Raw genomic sequence first — 16,532 nt, forward strand, 5'->3', positions numbered from 1 at the left:
TTGACGCATAGAAAATTCTGAATCATCAAATAATGGCAGGGCCATCACTATGGAACTTTTGTCGTGTTTGCCGACCCGGGAGTCAGTTTTGTTTCTCTACACGAATAACGTAAACCACCAGGATTTAAGAGGTGCGCAATGAGTGCGACAGCAGCATCGACAGCGCCACAAAATAAATCACTCGAGTGGATGAACCGCCTTCGCGCGAACCCTAAAATCCCGCTGATCGTGGCAGGTGCCGCCGCCATTGCGATCCTTGTAGCGATGGTCCTGTGGGCAAAAAGCCCTGATTACCGCACGCTTTACAGTAACCTTTCCGATCAGGATGGCGGTGCCATCGTCACCCAACTCACCCAGATGAACATCCCGTATCGCTTCGCCGATAACGGCGGTGCGCTTGAAGTTCCGGCAGATAAAGTTCATGAGCTGCGCCTGCGCCTGGCGCAACAGGGTCTGCCAAAAGGTGGCGCGGTGGGCTTTGAACTGCTGGATCAAGAAAAATTCGGTATCAGCCAGTTCAGCGAGCAGGTTAACTACCAGCGTGCACTGGAAGGCGAGCTGGCCCGTACCATTGAAACCTTAGGCCCGGTCAAGAGTGCCCGCGTGCACCTGGCGATGCCTAAACCGTCTCTGTTTGTTCGTGAACAAAAATCGCCTTCGGCCTCAGTGACCGTCAATCTCGAACCGGGTCGTGCGCTTGACGAAGGGCAAATCAGTGCCGTTACGCATCTGGTGTCCAGTGCGGTCGCCGGTTTACCGCCGGGTAATGTAACGCTGGTCGATCAGAGCGGACATCTGCTGACACAAAACAACAGCGCAGGCCGTGACCTGAATGATGCTCAGTTAAAATATGCTGCTGATGTGGAAGGCCGCCTGCAGCGTCGTATCGAAGCGATCCTCGGCCCGGTAGTGGGCAACAGCAACGTTCACGCCCAGGTTACCGCGCAGATTGACTTCGCCAATAAAGAACAGACTGAAGAGCAGTACAGCCCGAACGGTAATCCGTCTCAGGCCGTGATGCGCTCCCGCCAGATCAATGAGAACGAACAGGTGGGAGGCCCTTATCCTGGAGGTGTTCCGGGTGCGCTCTCGAACCAACCGGCTCCGGCTAACGCTGCGCCTATCACCACGCCTGCTGCCAACCAAAACCAGCAGAATGGCCAGCAAAATAATCAGCAGACGACGTCAACGGCGAATAACGGCGTGCCACGTAACAGCAGCCGCAACGAAACAACGAACTACGAAGTTGACCGTACTATCCGCCACACGAAACTGAACGTGGGCGATATTCAGCGCCTCTCTGTTGCCGTCGTGGTGAATTACAAAACGTTGCCGGATGGTAAACCGCTGCCGCTGACCGCCGAGCAGATGAAACAGATCGAAGACCTGACCCGCGAAGCGATGGGCTATTCCGAAAAACGTGGCGATACCCTCAACGTGGTGAACTCTCCGTTCAACTCGGTTGATGAAACGGGTGGCGAACTGCCGTTCTGGCAACAGCAGGCGTTTATCGACCAGCTGATGTCCGCAGGCCGTTGGTTACTGGTGCTGATTGTCGCGTGGCTGCTGTGGCGTAAGGGCATTCGCCCGCAGCTCCAGCGCCGTGCTGAAGCAGAGAAAGCCGCGCTGGAACAATTGAATGCGCGTGAAGATGTCGAAGAAGCCGTTGAAGTTCGCCTCAGCAAAGACGAACAAATGCAGCAGCGCCGTGCTAACCAGCGCATGGGCGCTGAGGTTATGAGCCAGCGTATTCGCGAAATGTCAGATAACGATCCGCGCGTCGTTGCGCTGGTCATCCGCAGCTGGATGGGTAACGAACATGAGTAATACGCTTACAGGTACTGAAAAAAGCGTCATCCTGCTGATGACCATTGGTGAAGACCGTGCGGCAGAGGTGTTTAAACACCTCTCCCAGCGGGAAGTACAAATCCTCAGTGCGGCGATGGCGAGCGTGCGTCAGATCTCCAACAAACAGCTGACCGACGTACTGGCTGAGTTTGAGCAGGAAGCCGAACAGTTTGCCGCGCTCAACGTCAACGCCAACGAATATCTGCGCTCCGTGCTGGTCAAGGCGCTGGGCGAAGAACGTGCCGCCAGCCTGCTGGAAGATATTCTGGAAACCCGCGATACCGCCAGCGGTATCGAGACGCTCAACTTTATGGAGCCGCAGAGTGCCGCCGACCTTATTCGCGACGAGCACCCGCAGATTATCGCCACCATTCTGGTACACCTCAAACGGGGCCAGGCGGCCGATATTCTGGCGCTGTTCGAAGAGCGTCTGCGTCACGATGTAATGCTGCGTATCGCCACCTTTGGTGGTGTCCAGCCAGCCGCACTGGCGGAACTGACCGAAGTGCTGAACAACCTGCTCGACGGCCAGAACCTCAAGCGCAGCAAAATGGGCGGCGTGAGAACGGCGGCCGAGATCATCAACCTGATGAAAACGCAGCAGGAAGAAGCGGTTATCACGGCGGTTCGCGAGTTCGACGGCGAACTGGCGCAGAAAATTATCGACGAGATGTTCCTGTTCGAAAACCTGGTCGAAGTGGACGATCGCAGCATCCAGCGTCTGCTCCAGGAAGTGGACTCCGAATCGCTGCTTATCGCCCTCAAAGGTGCCGAACAGCCACTGCGCGAGAAATTCCTGCGCAACATGTCTCAGCGTGCGGCAGATATCCTGCGCGACGACCTTGCCAACCGCGGCCCGGTCCGTCTGTCTCAGGTGGAAAACGAACAGAAAGCGATCCTGCTTATTGTTCGTCGTCTGGCGGAAACCGGCGAGATGGTGATTGGCAGCGGAGACGACACCTATGTCTGATGAGCTGTCGTGGAAACGCTGGACGCCCGACGATCTGGCCCCTCCTCTCTCTGAATTCACGCCTGCCATGATGTCGCCCGAAACGGGCGACTCAGACACTGACGAGCCTTCGCTGAGCGAAGAGGAGCAACGAGCCCAGATGCTGGCACAGCTGCAAATGCAGGCGCATGAGCAGGGTTTTAATGCAGGGCTGAATGAAGGCCGCCAGAAAGGACAGGAACAGGGTTATCAGGAAGGTCTGGCAAAAGGTTTAGAGCAAGGCATTGAACAGGCGCGTCAGCAGCAGGCACCGCTTCACGCCCGCATGCAGCAACTGGTCAGCGAATTCCAGCACACGCTGGACGCGCTGGACAGCGTGATTGCCTCACGCCTGATGCAAATGGCGCTGGAAGCGGCCCGTCAGGTGATCGGCCAGACGCCCGTGGTGGATAACGCCGCACTCATCAAACAGATCCAGGGGCTGCTCCAGCAGGAGCCGCTGTTCAGCGGAAAACCGCAGTTGCGCGTTCACCCTGATGATTTACAGCGCGTTGAAGAGAGCCTCGGTGCAACCCTCAGCCTGCACGGCTGGCGGCTGCGCGGCGACCCCTCGCTGCATCACGGCGGCTGCAAAGTCTCTGCCGATGAAGGCGATCTCGATGCCAGCGTTGCCACCCGCTGGCAGGAACTGTGCCGCCTGGCGGCACCGGGAGTCATCTGATGACCGCTCGCCTCACCCGCTGGCTCAATACGCTTGATAATTTCGAAGCGAAGATGGCACAACTGCCCTCTGTGCGTCGTTACGGTCGGTTAACCCGCGCGACCGGTCTGGTGCTGGAAGCAACGGGCCTGCAGCTTCCGCTGGGTGCCACCTGCGTGATAGAGCGCCAGGACCGGCTGGAAACGCGCGAAGTGGAAAGCGAAGTGGTCGGTTTCAACGGCCAGCGCCTGTTCCTGATGCCGCTTGAGGAAGTCGAAGGCATTCTGCCCGGCGCGCGCGTCTACGCGAAAAACAATTCCGGCGATGGTTTGCAAAGTGGCAAACAGTTGCCGCTGGGCCCGGCGCTGCTGGGGCGCGTGCTGGACGGAAGCGGCAAACCGCTCGACGGTCTGCCCTCCCCGGACACCACCGAAACCGGCGCGCTGATTACTCAGCCGTTTAACCCGTTGCAACGTACCCCTATCGAGCATGTGCTGGATACCGGCGTGCGTCCGATTAATGCCCTGCTGACCGTTGGGCGTGGGCAACGTATGGGCCTGTTTGCAGGTTCCGGCGTGGGGAAATCCGTCCTTCTCGGCATGATGGCGCGCTATACCCAGGCGGATGTGATTGTCGTCGGTCTGATCGGCGAACGTGGCCGCGAAGTAAAAGATTTCATCGAAAACATTCTGGGTGCGGAAGGCCGTGCCCGCTCGGTGGTCATCGCCGCACCTGCCGACGTATCGCCGCTGCTGCGTATGCAGGGTGCCGCATACGCTACCCGTATCGCCGAAGATTTCCGCGACCGTGGCCAGCATGTGTTGCTGATCATGGACTCCCTGACCCGTTACGCGATGGCACAGCGTGAAATCGCGCTGGCTATCGGCGAGCCACCGGCGACCAAAGGCTACCCGCCTTCTGTCTTCGCCAAACTGCCCGCCCTGGTTGAACGCGCCGGAAACGGCATTAGCGGCGGTGGCTCCATCACGGCGTTTTATACGGTACTGACCGAAGGCGATGACCAGCAAGACCCGATTGCCGACTCCGCGCGTGCAATCCTCGACGGTCATATTGTGTTATCGCGCCGTCTGGCCGAAGCCGGGCACTATCCGGCCATTGATATCGAAGCCTCAATCAGCCGCGCCATGACGGCACTGATCACCGAGAAGCACTACGCCCGCGTGCGTAACTTCAAACAACTGCTCTCCAGCTTCCAGCGTAACCGCGATCTGGTGAGCGTTGGGGCGTATGCCAAAGGCAGCGACCCAATGCTCGACAAAGCGATTGCCCTGTGGCCACAGCTGGAGGCGTTTTTGCAACAAGGCATTTTTGAACGCGCCGACTGGGAAGACTCAATTCAGGCTCTGGAACTGATTTTCCCGCAGGTGTAACACAGGTGGAGGGCGAAGGTCATGGCGCAAAACAGCGCGTTATCAACGCTAAAAGATCTGGCTGAAAAAGAAGTTGATGATGCCGCATTGCAGCTTGGCGCAATGCGACGCGGATGTCAGCAGGCTGAAGAACAGTTGAAGATGTTAATTGACTATCAGCATGAATATCGCACCAACCTTAATACCGATATGACAAAGGGCATTGGCAGCCAGCGCTGGATTAACTATCAGCAGTTTATCCAGACGCTGGAAAAGGCGATAGAGCAGCATCGCCAGCAGCTAAACCAGTGGACTGAAAAAGTCGATAACGCGCTGAATTTCTGGCGCGAGAAAAAACAGCGGCTGCAGGCCTGGCAAACGTTACAGGACCGGCAGGTAGCCGCGACAACCCTGGCGGAAAACCGCCTGGATCAGAAAAAAATGGATGAGTTTGCCCAGCGCGCATCAATGAGGAAACCGGAATGATCACACTGCAACAACTGCTGATGACCGACAGTGACCTGTCAGGCAGCACGCAGATGGGGAAAGGCACCGAGGGTGCACAAGATTTTCTCTCCCTGCTGGCGGGCGCGCTTACCGACGCCACTGGTCAGGGCAAGGATGCGACGCTGACCCTGGCTGACCTGAAAGCCGCCGGAAGCAAGCTGGCGAAAGCGGCGCAGAAGGAAGATGGCGAGGCCACCCTGCAGGCAAAAATTGCCGACCTGCTTTCGCGTCAGGATACCCTGACCGGCGATGACGCTGCGCAAACCAATGCGCTGCAGACGCTGATTTCCGGATTGGTCCCGACGACACACAGCGACGCCCTGAAATCATTGACCGGCGCAGCACCCCAGGATGAGCGTAAAACCGAGCTGAATGAAGAAGAGCTGGCAGGCTTAAGTGCACTGATGGCGATGCTGCCACACCAGCAGACCGCCACCGCGATGACGCCACAGGCCAGCGGCATCGATGGGGTGAGCACCAAAGCACTTGCAACGTCGACGCTGGCACAGACCGGCGTCGGTCAACAGCCTGCGACGCTGAACAATACTGCCGGGCATGAAAAAGCGCAGTCTCCCTATCAGGCACTGACGCCAGACGATTCACAACCGGTTACAGCCTCCGTCACACCTGCCGTGGCGGTGGTTGCTGAGAAGCAGGATATTGCAAGTAACGCCTCATCCACGACGCCGACCTCAACACTGGCCCCGATTGTCAGCAGCCAGGCGACAGCACAGCCTGCCGCAACCGTGGCTACCGCGCCAGTGCTGAGCCAGCCGCTCGGAACCAGCGAATGGCAGCAGACGCTGAGCCAGCACATCACGCTATTCACTAAGCAAGGGCAACAAACAGCGGAACTGCGTCTGCACCCGAAAGATCTGGGTCAGGTGCAAATTTCGCTCAAGCTGGATGATAACCAGGCCCAGCTGCAGATGGTTTCTCCACACAGCCATGTGCGCGCCGCGCTGGAAGCGGCTCTGCCGATACTGCGCACTCAGCTTGCTGAAAATGGCATTCAGCTATCGCAAAGCAGCGTCAGCAGTGAGAGCTTCGCCGGGCAGCAGCAGTCATCTTCTCAGCAGCAACAGCAGGCGTCGCGTTCCGGTCAGCATGGCGGCTTTAATGAAGAGAGCGACGAGTTATTGCCGACGCCTGCCGCACTGCAATCTGCCGCACGTGGCAACAGTGCCGTAGACATCTTCGCCTAAACGCCAGAGGTAACGTGATTATCTCCGTCTTTTCCACGCTTTGACCTAAGCCGGACACGGGATAATCACCTTATTAAGCTGTACCGAAACAGGAAGCTCGTATCAGATGACTGACTCCGCTATCACCAAAAAAAGTAAGCGTTCCATCTGGGTTCCGCTGCTGGTGTTGATCACGCTCGCCGCCTGCGCTACTGCGGGCTATAGTTACTGGCGTATGCAGCAGGAACCGGCCGCCACGGCGGCCAACGCAGAACCCCCGCCACCACCGGCTCCGGTATTCTTTCCACTGGATACGTTCACCGTTAACCTGGGTGATGCGGATCGTGTGCTGTACGTGGGGATTACGCTGCGCCTGAAAGACGAAGCAACCCGTTCTCGTCTGAACGATTATCTTCCTGAAGTGCGTAGCCGTTTACTGCTGCTGTTCTCTCGTCAGGATGCCTCGACGCTTGCCACCGATGAAGGCAAGCAAAAGCTGGTCGACGCCATTAAACAGACGCTGGCGACACCGCTGGTAAACGGCCAACCTAAGCAGGAAGTCACTGACGTTCTGTATACAGCCTTCATACTGCGGTAACGACATGGGCGACAGTATTCTTTCTCAGGCAGAAATCGATGCGCTGCTTAACGGCGACAGCGATAAGAGTGATGATCCGCAACCGGGTATTGGCGGCGATAGCGATATTCGTCCCTATGACCCGAATACCCAGCGTCGCGTGGTACGTGAACGTCTGCAGGCGCTGGAGATCATCAACGAACGTTTTGCGCGTCAGTTCCGTATGGGGCTGTTTAACCTGCTGCGTCGTAGCCCGGATATCACGGTCGGTGCGATCCGCATTCAGCCGTATCATGAGTTTGCCCGCAACCTGCCGGTGCCAACCAACCTTAACCTGATCCATCTGAAACCGCTGCGCGGCACCGGGCTGGTGGTGTTTTCGCCGAGCCTGGTGTTCATTGCGGTCGATAACCTGTTCGGTGGCGATGGCCGTTTCCCGACCAAAGTGGAAGGCCGTGAATTTACCCATACCGAGCAGCGCGTCATTAACCGCATGCTGAAGCTGGCGCTGGAATCCTACAGCGACGCGTGGAAAGCGATTAACCCGCTGGAAGTGGAGTACGTCCGTTCCGAGATGCAGGTGAAGTTCACCAACATCACCACCTCGCCGAACGATATCGTGGTGAACACGCCGTTTCACGTAGAGATTGGTAACCTGACCGGTGAGTTCAATATCTGCCTGCCGTTCAGCATGATTGAACCGCTGCGCGAGCTGCTGGTGAACCCGCCACTGGAGAACTCACGTCATGAAGATCAGAACTGGCGTGAAAACCTGGTACGTCAGGTGCAGCACTCTCAGCTGGAGCTGGTGGCGAATTTTGCCGACATCTCCATGCGGTTATCCCAGATCCTGAAATTACAACCCGGCGATGTTCTGCCGATAGACAAACCCGACCGCATTATTGCCCATGTGGATGGCGTACCCGTGCTGACAAGCCAGTACGGCACGATAAACGGTCAGTATGCGTTACGCGTTGAGCACTTGATCAACCCGATATTGAATTCGCTGAATGAGGAACAGCCCAAATGAGTGACATGAACAATCCGTCCGATGAAAACAGCGGAGCACTGGACGATCTGTGGGCTGACGCATTAAACGAGCAAAAAACCACCCCGAGCAAAAGCGCGGCAGATGCGGTATTCCAGCAGCTAGGCGGCGGCGACGTCAGCGGCACGCTGCAGGACATCGATCTGATTATGGATATCCCGGTCAAGCTGACCGTTGAACTGGGTCGCACCCGCATGACCATCAAAGAGCTGCTGCGCCTGACGCAGGGTTCTGTGGTGGCGCTTGACGGCCTGGCCGGTGAGCCGCTGGATATCCTGATCAACGGTTATCTGATTGCGCAGGGTGAAGTCGTGGTCGTGGCCGACAAATATGGCGTGCGTATCACCGACATCATCACGCCGTCTGAACGTATGCGTCGCCTGAGCCGTTAAGCATGAAAACCCAGGCAACAATATCCCAACCCTCCGCAGTACCGGGTTCGCCGCTGCTCCAGGTGAGCGGTGCTCTGTTCGGTATTATTGCCTTTATTCTGATCGCCGCCTGGCTGGCAAAGCGCTTTGGTCTGGCGGGTAAAACCGCCGGTGCGCGTGGCCTGAAGGTCAGCGCCAGTACCTCACTGGGGCCGCGCGAGCGCGTGGTCATCGTTGATGTGGAAGATGCGCGTCTGGTGCTGGGCGTGACGGCTTCACATATCAACGTATTACATACATTACCGCCTGCGCCTGAAACTGCGGACGCCAGCGCCGACACACCCGCGGATTTTCAGTCCGTTATGAAGAGTTTGCTTAAGCGTTCCGGGAGATCCTGATGCGCCGTTTGTTATCCCTCACGCTTGCGGGCCTGGCCCTGTTTGCTCCCGCTGTCTATGCGCAACTGCCTGGCCTGGTTTCAACGCCACTGGCAGGTGGCGGGCAAAGCTGGTCGCTTCCGGTTCAGACGCTGGTTTTCATCACCTCCCTGACGTTTATTCCGGCGATCCTGCTGATGATGACCAGCTTCACCCGCATCATCATTGTGTTTGGTCTGCTGCGTAATGCATTAGGCACTCCGTCGGCACCGCCAAACCAGGTGCTGCTTGGCCTGGCTCTGTTTTTGACTTTTTTCATTATGTCGCCGGTTATTGACAAGATTTATACCGACGCGTACCAGCCATTCAGCGAAGACAAAATTTCCATGCAGGATGCGCTGGAAAAAGGCGCTCAACCTCTGCGTGAATTTATGCTGCGTCAGACGCGTGAAGCGGATCTGGCCCTGTTTGCCCGCCTGTCCAATACCGGTGAGTTACAGGGGCCGGAAGCGGTGCCGATGCGCATTCTGCTGCCTGCGTATGTCACCAGCGAGCTGAAAACCGCGTTCCAGATTGGCTTTACCATTTTTATCCCGTTCCTGATTATCGACCTGGTGATCGCAAGCGTCCTGATGGCACTCGGTATGATGATGGTGCCCCCTGCAACCATTGCCCTCCCCTTTAAGATCATGCTTTTTGTTCTGGTCGATGGCTGGCAGTTGCTGGTCAGTTCGCTGGCGCAGAGTTTCTACAGTTGAGGAGCGCGTAATGACGCCAGAATCGGTCATGATGATGGGCACGGAAGCGATGAAAGTGGCCATTGCCGTCGCTGCGCCCCTGTTACTTGTTGCGCTCGTCACCGGCCTGATTATCAGTATCCTGCAGGCCGCCACGCAAATTAACGAAATGACGCTGTCATTTATTCCGAAGATAATCGCCGTGTTCGTGGCGATTATCGTCGCCGGGCCGTGGATGCTCAATTTGCTGCTGGACTACATGCGCAACCTCTTTACCAATCTGCCGTACATCATCGGCTGATATCACGATGCTGCATTTCACCAGCGACCAGTGGGTTCAGTGGCTTGGCGTCTACTTCTGGCCGATGCTGCGCATTATGGCGCTCATCTCAACCGCGCCGATTCTCAGTGAAAAAACCGTCCCTAAACGCGTCAAAGTGGGGCTGGGCATCATCATCACGATTATTGTTGCGCCCTCACTGCCGCCGGTTGATATCCCCATTTTTTCCCCTAACGCCGTGTGGGTTGCCCTGCAGCAGGTGATGATTGGCGTCGCGGTCGGGTTTACCATGCAGCTGGCTTTTGCTGCCGTGCGTACTGCGGGCGAACTGATCGGCCTGCAGATGGGTTTATCTTTTGCGACCTTCGTCGACCCCGGCAGCCATCTCAACATGCCGGTACTGGCGCGTATTATCGATCTGCTGGCGATGCTGCTGTTTCTCTCGTTCAATGGCCACCTGTGGCTGATCTCAATGCTGGTAGACACCTTCCATACCCTGCCAATTGGAGAGAACCCGGTGAACAGTAACGCATTTCTGGCCCTCGTCCGTGCAGCCGGGCTTATATTCCTCAACGGACTGATGCTGGCGCTGCCGATCATCACTCTGCTGCTGACCGTTAACCTGTCATTAGGTTTACTGAACAGAATGGCACCACAGTTATCGGTATTTGTTATCGGTTTTCCGGTGACGCTGACGGTCGGACTTTTATTAATGTCATTGCTAATGCCACTTATCGCCCCCTTCTGCGAACATTTATTCAGCGAGATATTCAATCTCTTAGCAGATATTGTTAGCGAATTACCACGCAAATAATAATCCGCAATCTTTACGGTGTCTTCCTGAGGATATTCCTAAAATAAAAATCGAAAAACATCTTCCAGGATATATCTGACGCGGTTTAATTGTTTCTAACCACCTCACAATACTTAATATTTACTTTACTTTAAGATGATTCCTGGCAAATTATACGTAACTTTACGGGATAGTGAGTTCGCCTGAAAGTCTTTGTCATGCTCACAGGTTTTATTACGTTTTTCCATCCCGTATGGCTGTTTATGAGCTCTCAGGCAGATGGTGAATTATCGTTACGCATTGAGTGAGGGTATGCCATGTCAACGATCATTATGGATTTATGCAGCTACACCCGGCTAGGGTTAACCGGGTACTTAGCAAGCAGAGGGGTAAGAAAGAGAGACATCAACGATGCACACACCGTTGACGAACTTGCAGCCGCTTGTGATGAACACAAGCCCGGCGTGGTGTTTATTAATGAGGACTGTTTCATTCACGATCCAGCCAACAGTCAGCACATTAAGCAGATCATTAATCAGCATCCTAAAACCCTGTTTATTGTTTTTATGGCGATCGCGAATATCCATTTCGATGAATATTTGTTGGTCCGTAAAAATTTATTGATCAGTTCTAAGTCGATTAAACCAGAGTCGCTGGATGACATCCTGGGTGATTATTTGAATAAAGAAGTGAAGAATGTAGGGGCGGTTAACTTACCCACCCTATCATTAAGCAGAACTGAATCAAGTATGTTACGAATGTGGATGGCTGGGCAAGGGACAATTCAGATCTCTGACCAGATGAATATCAAAGCAAAAACCGTTTCATCACACAAAGGAAATATTAAAAGGAAGATTAAAACGCATAATAAGCAAGTGATCTATCACGTCGTTCGCCTGACTGATAATGTGACAAATGGAATTTTCGTCAATATGCGCTAGTGTGCCTCACTGCTGTCGTACCCTACCTTGATCTCTGGCCTGGCCAGAGATTTTTGCTTTTACAGCAGCAGAAGTCGGGTACGCTGAACGCCACCCGACCGCCTGCTATTCTGCCGTTTCCACAAAGATACCATCCGGGTGACCCAGTTCATTGAAGAACCAGATGCCGAGCGGGTAGTCGTCCAGTGACACCAGGTACATCGTGCCTTCATTAAACTCTTCTATTGCCAGCACCACACCGGGGCGGCGCGGTCCACCGTCCGTTTTGACAGTTACCCGATCGTTGACCTTCATACATTCCTCCTGTGGTTTTGAGCCAGTGTAGAACAAAACGCATTACCTGGCATCGACGTCGGGTTCGAATGGCGTTTTTGTGTGCGGTCTATACTTAAAAACGGACACGGTTAAATGAGGACCCCGTAATGAAGACCGATAAAGAGTACAGCGACACCATCAAACGCGACGTGGAAGTGGATGTTGATGCCCTGCTCGCCGCTATCAATGAGATCAGCGAATCTGAGGTTCGTCGCACGGACGATGGTTCCGACAGAGTGATTGTGAACGGCAGGGATTACCACACCTACCGTGAGCTGGCCGAGGCCTTCGAGCTCGATATCCATGACTTTAGCGTGTCTGAAGCGAACCGTTGAGGCGAAAAAAATCCCGGTCATGGGGATGGCCGGGATGAAACTTGCTTATGCAAGAAGCACTTGAAAATTCGTTACACCAGGAAATCTGATGTACGAAAACATTATCCCCAACAAAATTGCCTGACAAGCATATATTCTTCTGACGAATATAATATTTTATACATGTGATTTTTGGTTATGAGCATAAACGTGCGTGGCGTATGGGTTTGACGGGATCGTTTCCATAACCAGCCCTCCTCTGCCGTGTCCGTTATTTAGGATTTTTCTTAGAACCTCTCGCTATCAATCACCAGGAGCCATTATGCTTTCGCTGCAGGAGACCTTACTGATTTTCACCGACCTCGACGGAACATTGCTGGATATTCATACCTATGACTGGCAACCTGCGGCGTCCTGGCTGGAGAGGCTCCAGGATGAACAGATCCCTGTCATTTTATGCAGCAGCAAAACCGCAGCGGAAATGCACGAGATTCAGCAGGATCTGGGGCTGGAAGGACTTCCGTTCATTGCTGAAAACGGTGCGGTTATTCAGCCTGACATTCGCTGGGAAAATGTATCACGGTTGCTCAGAGGTATACCGCACCCTGACATCCGCCGCGTGATTGAGCAGGTTCGCGCGCGTGAGGGCTATAAATTCACTACGTTTGATGATGTGGATGTACAGATCATTAGCGACTGGACGGGGCTTAACCGCGCGCGTTCCACGCTTGCGCGCAAGCATGAAGCCTCCGTGACGTTAATCTGGCGCGACAGCGACCGGCAACTCGCATGCTTTGAAGACTCGCTGGAACAGGCTGGCCTGAAACTGGTACAGGGGGCACGCTTCTGGCATGTTCTGGATGCCCGCTGTGGTAAAGATATCGCGATTGAGTGGATGGTTGAACGCTATCGCCAGTATGAAGACAGAGAGCCAACGACGCTGGGGCTCGGTGATGGCCCTAACGATGCCCCTCTGCTGGACTGCGTTGACTTCGCCGTTGTCGTCAAAGGTATTAACCGACTCGGCATAACGCTTCAGGATAATAACCCTGAGCGGGTTTACCACACTCAGCTTCCCGGTCCGGCGGGCTGGAGCGAGGGCCTCGATCACTTCCTGGGGTGATCCTGCCAGACGACCTGGTTGCGTCCGCCCTGTTTTGCCTGATACAGCCGCGTATCAGCAATAGACTGTAGCTGTTCAAACTCATAGTTGCCCTTCTCATGCGCACAACTCACCCCAAATGATGCACTGATACGTAACGTCGTACTTTTTTGAACCAGAATTTCTCTGCTGTTGATACGTGAGCGAATACGTTCAGCAATTGCCGCCGCTTCCGGCAGCGCCACGCCAGGTAAAACCACGCAAAACTCTTCTCCCCCGACACGCCCTGCCAGCTCGCCCTCACGTAATCCGCTCGCAATAATCCCTGCGGCGTGGGAAAGAACCTTGTCGCCGGCCTGGTGCCCGAAGCGGTCGTTAATGCTCTTAAAACAGTCAAGATCGATCTGGATGACGGAAAACGGTCGCGACTGCTGCTGACATTGCATGGCGAGAATTTTTGCTCGCTCAAACAAGGCTCCACGGTTATTCAGCCGGGTTAACGGATCATGCCAGGCCTGCCACTGAAGGGAATGCTGGAGGGTATACATATTGCTGACCATGCGACGAATAACCAGCCAGGAGATCAGCAGCATGGCGGTAAACAGCGCCCACAACAGCGCCAGCACAATACTGATGCTGCCAAAATCCCCGCGCACGCCTTCGTTCAGGGTATGGATACGCAGGACAACGCCATCGAAATGATCGAGCCGCTCCCAGCTGATAAAGCGGCTTCCCAGGCGAATACCGCCCTGCGTATCGCTCTCAATGGCGCGGGCGATCTGCGCTGTCTCACGCTTATCAAAACGGCTTGCCTGATTGTCCGGCCTTTCCGAGGTAGCAATCATGTTGAGGCGAGTGTCGTAAAGCTGGTACTCCCCTTCCGTATGATCATCCATGGCATCTTCCAGCAGACGTTTCATGGTGCCAAAGGTGAAATCCATCGCCACCACGCCGTACCAGAAATGGTCGTAATAAATTGGCACGCTGGCGGTGATCAGCGGTTCTTTCCCGACAAAAGCCGAAGCCGGTGAAATAAACCACCGTACGGCACGCGCCCGGTTTCCGCGCTCAGACTGTTGGGTAAACCAGGGTTGAGTGACCAGTTGATAATAGCGAGGCGCAATATCCTCTGATTTATCCGTCGCATCGGTTGCGAGAAAGAACCCGGCGCGAGAAACATACACCACGCGCACTTCTTTGCGTTTATCTGACGATGCCAGGCGCAGCAGATACCCCACTTCCAGGGCGGCGGAAAGCTCACTGTTAAGGCGGGTGTTGTCGCGGTTAAGAAGCGTGGTTTTTTCGACAAACGCGTCGGAAACGCCATTTATCGGCAGCGTGCGTTTCCGGTCCAGTGCAATCTGCCAGTTTGGGGTGGCCCGCAGGCTACTAAAGCGCAGCACTGCATCATGCAATACGCCGAACGCCAGCGGCGTTTGCAGCGCATCGCCCATGCTGTGACGGAAAAAAAGCATTTTATCGACGCTGAACTGTAGCTGTCGGTCCAGCGCATTCGCGACCGTTTCGAGATGGTTACGCTGGCTGGAAATGTAGGCATCTTCCAGCACGACAACTTCACGCCAGGTCAGAAGAGTGGAAAAGATCAGCACGATCAGAAAACAGCTATTAACAATCAGACCGGGATTGCTGCGCTTATGCAGCCATTGCAGAAAAGATCGTTTTACACGGTTGGTATCGCGCTGCACACACACTCCCTGATTGCCACTCTTTACCCAATACGATAAGCCTGCGTCAGTAAAAACGCCCGGCCAGGCCGGGCGTTAAGTGATTAAGCCTTGTCGCGGTTCTGCCGCCTGTCACCCGGCTGAAGCTCGTCTTCACGAAACGCCTCCCGCTTGATGCCGTACCCATCATACCACCGGCATTCCACCATTCCGCTGGAATAACCGGTAACGATCATGCGTGGACCGCCATTCTTAGGCTTTACTTCATCACTGACCAAAAAGACCATACCTGCCTCCTGTATCAGGGTGAAACTGTTTCAATTTAGACGAGGAATGGCCTTTTTGCATCCTTCAGAAAGAAACAATTAGTGCGACGTTCCGCGCATTTTTTCGACCAGCGTCACGACAGCCACAACGATACCGCCAAGGATAAAACCCAGCACCAGATTGAGCAGCGTCGGCAGAATAGCCGCCACAACAGCGCCCTGCGCTGCGGCAAAATGTTCGATCGCATGGTGCAACGGCGCAATACCATGCACCACAATTCCGCCCCCGACGAGGAACATCGCCAGCGTGCCCACAATGGATAAACTCTTCATTAACCAGGGAGCCAGCACCAGCAGGCTTTTGCCGATACCTCGCGCCAGCACACTAGATTTCTCTTCCAGCCAGAAGCCAATATCGTCCAGCTTCACAATCAGCCCAACCAGGCCGTATACGCCTATTGTCACCAGAATCGCGATACCGGAGAGGATCAGCACCTGGTTGAACAACGGCGCGTCCGAGACAATCCCCAGCGTAATGGCAACGATCTCGGCTGACAGAATAAAGTCAGTGCGGATAGCGCCTTTGACTTTATCGCGTTCAAACGTTTTCGGGTCCTGCGCGGCCAGCGCTTCCAGACGCTGCTGTCGCGCCTCAGGTGTATCGCTCTCTTTGCGTGCAGCGAAGGAGTGCACTATTTTCTCTGCGCCCTCATAGCACAAAAACGCCCCGCCAATCATCAGCAACGGTGTAATGGCCCAGGGAATAAAAGCGCTGATCAGCAACGCCAGCGGAACCAGGATCACCTTGTTGATAAAGGAGCCTTTCGCCACGCCCCACACCACCGGCAGCTCGCGGTTCGCCCTGACCCCGCTCACCTGTTGCGCGTTCAGTGATAAATCATCCCCCAGTACGCCAGCGGTCTTTTTCGCTGCCAGTTTTCCCATGACGGAAATGTCATCCAGCAAGGTGGCGATATCGTCGAGCAATGTTAATAAGCTACTTCCTGCCAAAATCTCTATCCTTCTTTTTTTGGTAATTAAGTGAATAGTATGGAGCAAAACCGGAAACCCTGAAACAGGTAGCTCAAGTCAACAAAAAATTCACATCAACGCCACAATTAAAGGACTCGCCAGCGCGATAGTTTTCACGTTTACTATGATCGACCTT

19 protein-coding genes and 1 pseudogene are annotated in these 16,532 nt (G+C 54.8%); 16 read left to right on the forward strand and 4 right to left on the reverse strand.

What is annotated here, in order from left to right:
* Positions 1 to 138: 138 nt before the first annotated feature.
* The 14 genes and pseudogenes from fliF (at position 139) to rcsA (ending at position 11,682) form a co-directional block, all read left to right on the forward strand.
* Positions 139 to 1,827 carry a flagellar basal-body MS-ring/collar protein FliF gene (gene fliF, locus EoCCA6_RS03445; protein ID WP_152081482.1) on the forward strand — a complete coding sequence of 563 codons (1,689 nt, stop codon included), beginning with the start codon at positions 139 to 141 and terminating at the stop codon, positions 1,825 to 1,827.
* Entirely contained in the window at positions 1,820 to 2,818 is a 999-nt protein-coding gene (gene fliG / locus EoCCA6_RS03450; RefSeq protein ID WP_152081483.1) for a flagellar motor switch protein FliG, read from the forward strand. The genes fliF and fliG overlap by 8 nt, the downstream gene beginning before the upstream one ends.
* A complete protein-coding gene (gene fliH / locus EoCCA6_RS03455; RefSeq protein ID WP_152081484.1) occupies positions 2,811 to 3,518 on the forward strand; it encodes a flagellar assembly protein FliH in 708 nt (235 codons plus the stop codon). Before fliG ends, fliH begins: the two co-directional genes overlap by 8 nt.
* Positions 3,518 to 4,888 (forward strand): flagellar protein export ATPase FliI, encoded by a 1,371-nt coding sequence (gene fliI, locus EoCCA6_RS03460; RefSeq protein ID WP_152081485.1) that lies wholly within the window; start codon positions 3,518 to 3,520, stop codon positions 4,886 to 4,888. The genes fliH and fliI overlap by 1 nt, the downstream gene beginning before the upstream one ends.
* Positions 4,889 to 4,909: 21 nt before the next feature.
* Positions 4,910 to 5,353, forward strand: a complete 444-nt coding sequence (fliJ, locus tag EoCCA6_RS03465; RefSeq protein WP_152081486.1) for a flagellar export protein FliJ — start codon at positions 4,910 to 4,912, stop codon at positions 5,351 to 5,353.
* Positions 5,350 to 6,579, forward strand: coding sequence for a flagellar hook length control protein FliK (gene fliK, locus EoCCA6_RS03470; protein ID WP_152081487.1), 1,230 nt, complete (start codon positions 5,350 to 5,352; stop codon positions 6,577 to 6,579). The genes fliJ and fliK overlap by 4 nt, the downstream gene beginning before the upstream one ends.
* 106 nt (positions 6,580 to 6,685) lie before the next feature.
* Complete coding sequence (gene fliL, locus EoCCA6_RS03475) at positions 6,686 to 7,156, forward strand: flagellar basal body-associated protein FliL (RefSeq protein WP_152081488.1); 471 nt, start codon at positions 6,686 to 6,688, stop codon at positions 7,154 to 7,156.
* A 4-nt stretch (positions 7,157 to 7,160) separates the two neighbouring features.
* On the forward strand, positions 7,161 to 8,165 hold the full coding sequence (gene fliM, locus EoCCA6_RS03480) for a flagellar motor switch protein FliM (protein ID WP_152081489.1): 1,005 nt from the start codon (positions 7,161 to 7,163) through the stop codon (positions 8,163 to 8,165).
* A complete protein-coding gene (gene fliN, locus EoCCA6_RS03485) occupies positions 8,162 to 8,575 on the forward strand; it encodes a flagellar motor switch protein FliN (RefSeq protein ID WP_101737389.1) in 414 nt (137 codons plus the stop codon). The genes fliM and fliN overlap by 4 nt, the downstream gene beginning before the upstream one ends.
* Before the next feature lie 2 nt (positions 8,576 to 8,577).
* On the forward strand, positions 8,578 to 8,952 hold the full coding sequence (fliO, locus tag EoCCA6_RS03490; protein WP_152081490.1) for a flagellar biosynthetic protein FliO: 375 nt from the start codon (positions 8,578 to 8,580) through the stop codon (positions 8,950 to 8,952).
* Positions 8,952 to 9,689 (forward strand): flagellar type III secretion system pore protein FliP, encoded by a 738-nt coding sequence (gene fliP, locus EoCCA6_RS03495; RefSeq protein ID WP_152081491.1) that lies wholly within the window; start codon positions 8,952 to 8,954, stop codon positions 9,687 to 9,689. Before fliO ends, fliP begins: the two co-directional genes overlap by 1 nt.
* 10 nt (positions 9,690 to 9,699) lie before the next feature.
* Entirely contained in the window at positions 9,700 to 9,969 is a 270-nt protein-coding gene (fliQ, locus tag EoCCA6_RS03500; RefSeq protein ID WP_003859587.1) for a flagellar biosynthesis protein FliQ, read from the forward strand.
* 7 nt (positions 9,970 to 9,976) lie between these two features.
* Positions 9,977 to 10,769 (forward strand): annotated as a pseudogene (gene fliR / locus EoCCA6_RS03505) (flagellar biosynthetic protein FliR); the annotation flags it as partial.
* A gap of 289 nt (positions 10,770 to 11,058) precedes the next feature.
* Complete coding sequence (gene rcsA / locus EoCCA6_RS03510) at positions 11,059 to 11,682, forward strand: transcriptional regulator RcsA (RefSeq protein ID WP_152081493.1); 624 nt, start codon at positions 11,059 to 11,061, stop codon at positions 11,680 to 11,682.
* Between the two features lie 105 nt (positions 11,683 to 11,787).
* On the opposite strand, the gene dsrB is transcribed toward rcsA, so the two are convergent.
* Positions 11,788 to 11,976, reverse strand: a complete 189-nt coding sequence (gene dsrB / locus EoCCA6_RS03515) for a protein DsrB (RefSeq protein ID WP_152081494.1) — start codon at positions 11,974 to 11,976, stop codon at positions 11,788 to 11,790.
* Positions 11,977 to 12,104: 128 nt separating this feature from the next.
* Here dsrB and yodD point away from each other — a divergent pair, with 128 nt between their 5' ends.
* Both yodD and EoCCA6_RS03525 read left to right on the forward strand, forming a co-directional pair.
* Positions 12,105 to 12,332 carry a YodD family peroxide/acid resistance protein gene (yodD, locus tag EoCCA6_RS03520; RefSeq protein ID WP_152081495.1) on the forward strand — a complete coding sequence of 76 codons (228 nt, stop codon included), beginning with the start codon at positions 12,105 to 12,107 and terminating at the stop codon, positions 12,330 to 12,332.
* A gap of 301 nt (positions 12,333 to 12,633) precedes the next feature.
* Positions 12,634 to 13,434: a mannosyl-3-phosphoglycerate phosphatase-related protein gene (locus EoCCA6_RS03525; protein WP_152081496.1), complete on the forward strand. Its 801-nt coding sequence runs from the start codon at positions 12,634 to 12,636 to the stop codon at positions 13,432 to 13,434.
* On the opposite strand, the gene dgcQ is transcribed toward EoCCA6_RS03525, so the two are convergent.
* From dgcQ to EoCCA6_RS03540, 3 genes are all read right to left on the reverse strand, one after another.
* Positions 13,419 to 15,119, reverse strand: coding sequence for a cellulose biosynthesis regulator diguanylate cyclase DgcQ (dgcQ, locus tag EoCCA6_RS03530; protein ID WP_152081497.1), 1,701 nt, complete (start codon positions 15,117 to 15,119; stop codon positions 13,419 to 13,421). The two genes, EoCCA6_RS03525 and dgcQ, sit on opposite strands and share 16 nt — an antisense overlap.
* 83 nt (positions 15,120 to 15,202) lie before the next feature.
* Complete coding sequence (locus EoCCA6_RS03535; RefSeq protein ID WP_152081498.1) at positions 15,203 to 15,385, reverse strand: YodC family protein; 183 nt, start codon at positions 15,383 to 15,385, stop codon at positions 15,203 to 15,205.
* A gap of 78 nt (positions 15,386 to 15,463) precedes the next feature.
* Positions 15,464 to 16,375, reverse strand: coding sequence for a DUF808 domain-containing protein (locus EoCCA6_RS03540; protein ID WP_152081499.1), 912 nt, complete (start codon positions 16,373 to 16,375; stop codon positions 15,464 to 15,466).
* Between the last annotated feature and the right edge of the window lie 157 nt (positions 16,376 to 16,532).

Origin of the sequence: Enterobacter oligotrophicus (assembly GCF_009176645.1) — a bacterium.
Taxonomy (GTDB): Bacteria; Pseudomonadota; Gammaproteobacteria; order Enterobacterales; family Enterobacteriaceae; genus Enterobacter; species Enterobacter oligotrophicus.

Coding starts and splice junctions, on each gene's coding strand:
- fliH (WP_152081484.1), top strand. CDS start 2,811: ATGTCTGATGAGCTGTCGTGGAAACGCTGGACGCCCGACGATCTGGCC.
- fliK (WP_152081487.1), top strand. CDS start 5,350: ATGATCACACTGCAACAACTGCTGATGACCGACAGTGACCTGTCAGGC.
- fliO (WP_152081490.1), top strand. CDS start 8,578: ATGAAAACCCAGGCAACAATATCCCAACCCTCCGCAGTACCGGGTTCG.
- EoCCA6_RS03535 (WP_152081498.1), bottom strand. CDS start 15,385: ATGGTCTTTTTGGTCAGTGATGAAGTAAAGCCTAAGAATGGCGGTCCA.
- rcsA (WP_152081493.1), top strand. CDS start 11,059: ATGTCAACGATCATTATGGATTTATGCAGCTACACCCGGCTAGGGTTA.
- fliI (WP_152081485.1), top strand. CDS start 3,518: ATGACCGCTCGCCTCACCCGCTGGCTCAATACGCTTGATAATTTCGAA.
- fliG (WP_152081483.1), top strand. CDS start 1,820: ATGAGTAATACGCTTACAGGTACTGAAAAAAGCGTCATCCTGCTGATG.
- fliJ (WP_152081486.1), top strand. CDS start 4,910: ATGGCGCAAAACAGCGCGTTATCAACGCTAAAAGATCTGGCTGAAAAA.
- dsrB (WP_152081494.1), bottom strand. CDS start 11,976: ATGAAGGTCAACGATCGGGTAACTGTCAAAACGGACGGTGGACCGCGC.
- fliF (WP_152081482.1), top strand. CDS start 139: ATGAGTGCGACAGCAGCATCGACAGCGCCACAAAATAAATCACTCGAG.
- fliP (WP_152081491.1), top strand. CDS start 8,952: ATGCGCCGTTTGTTATCCCTCACGCTTGCGGGCCTGGCCCTGTTTGCT.
- fliN (WP_101737389.1), top strand. CDS start 8,162: ATGAGTGACATGAACAATCCGTCCGATGAAAACAGCGGAGCACTGGAC.
- EoCCA6_RS03525 (WP_152081496.1), top strand. CDS start 12,634: ATGCTTTCGCTGCAGGAGACCTTACTGATTTTCACCGACCTCGACGGA.
- fliM (WP_152081489.1), top strand. CDS start 7,161: ATGGGCGACAGTATTCTTTCTCAGGCAGAAATCGATGCGCTGCTTAAC.
- fliL (WP_152081488.1), top strand. CDS start 6,686: ATGACTGACTCCGCTATCACCAAAAAAAGTAAGCGTTCCATCTGGGTT.
- yodD (WP_152081495.1), top strand. CDS start 12,105: ATGAAGACCGATAAAGAGTACAGCGACACCATCAAACGCGACGTGGAA.
- fliQ (WP_003859587.1), top strand. CDS start 9,700: ATGACGCCAGAATCGGTCATGATGATGGGCACGGAAGCGATGAAAGTG.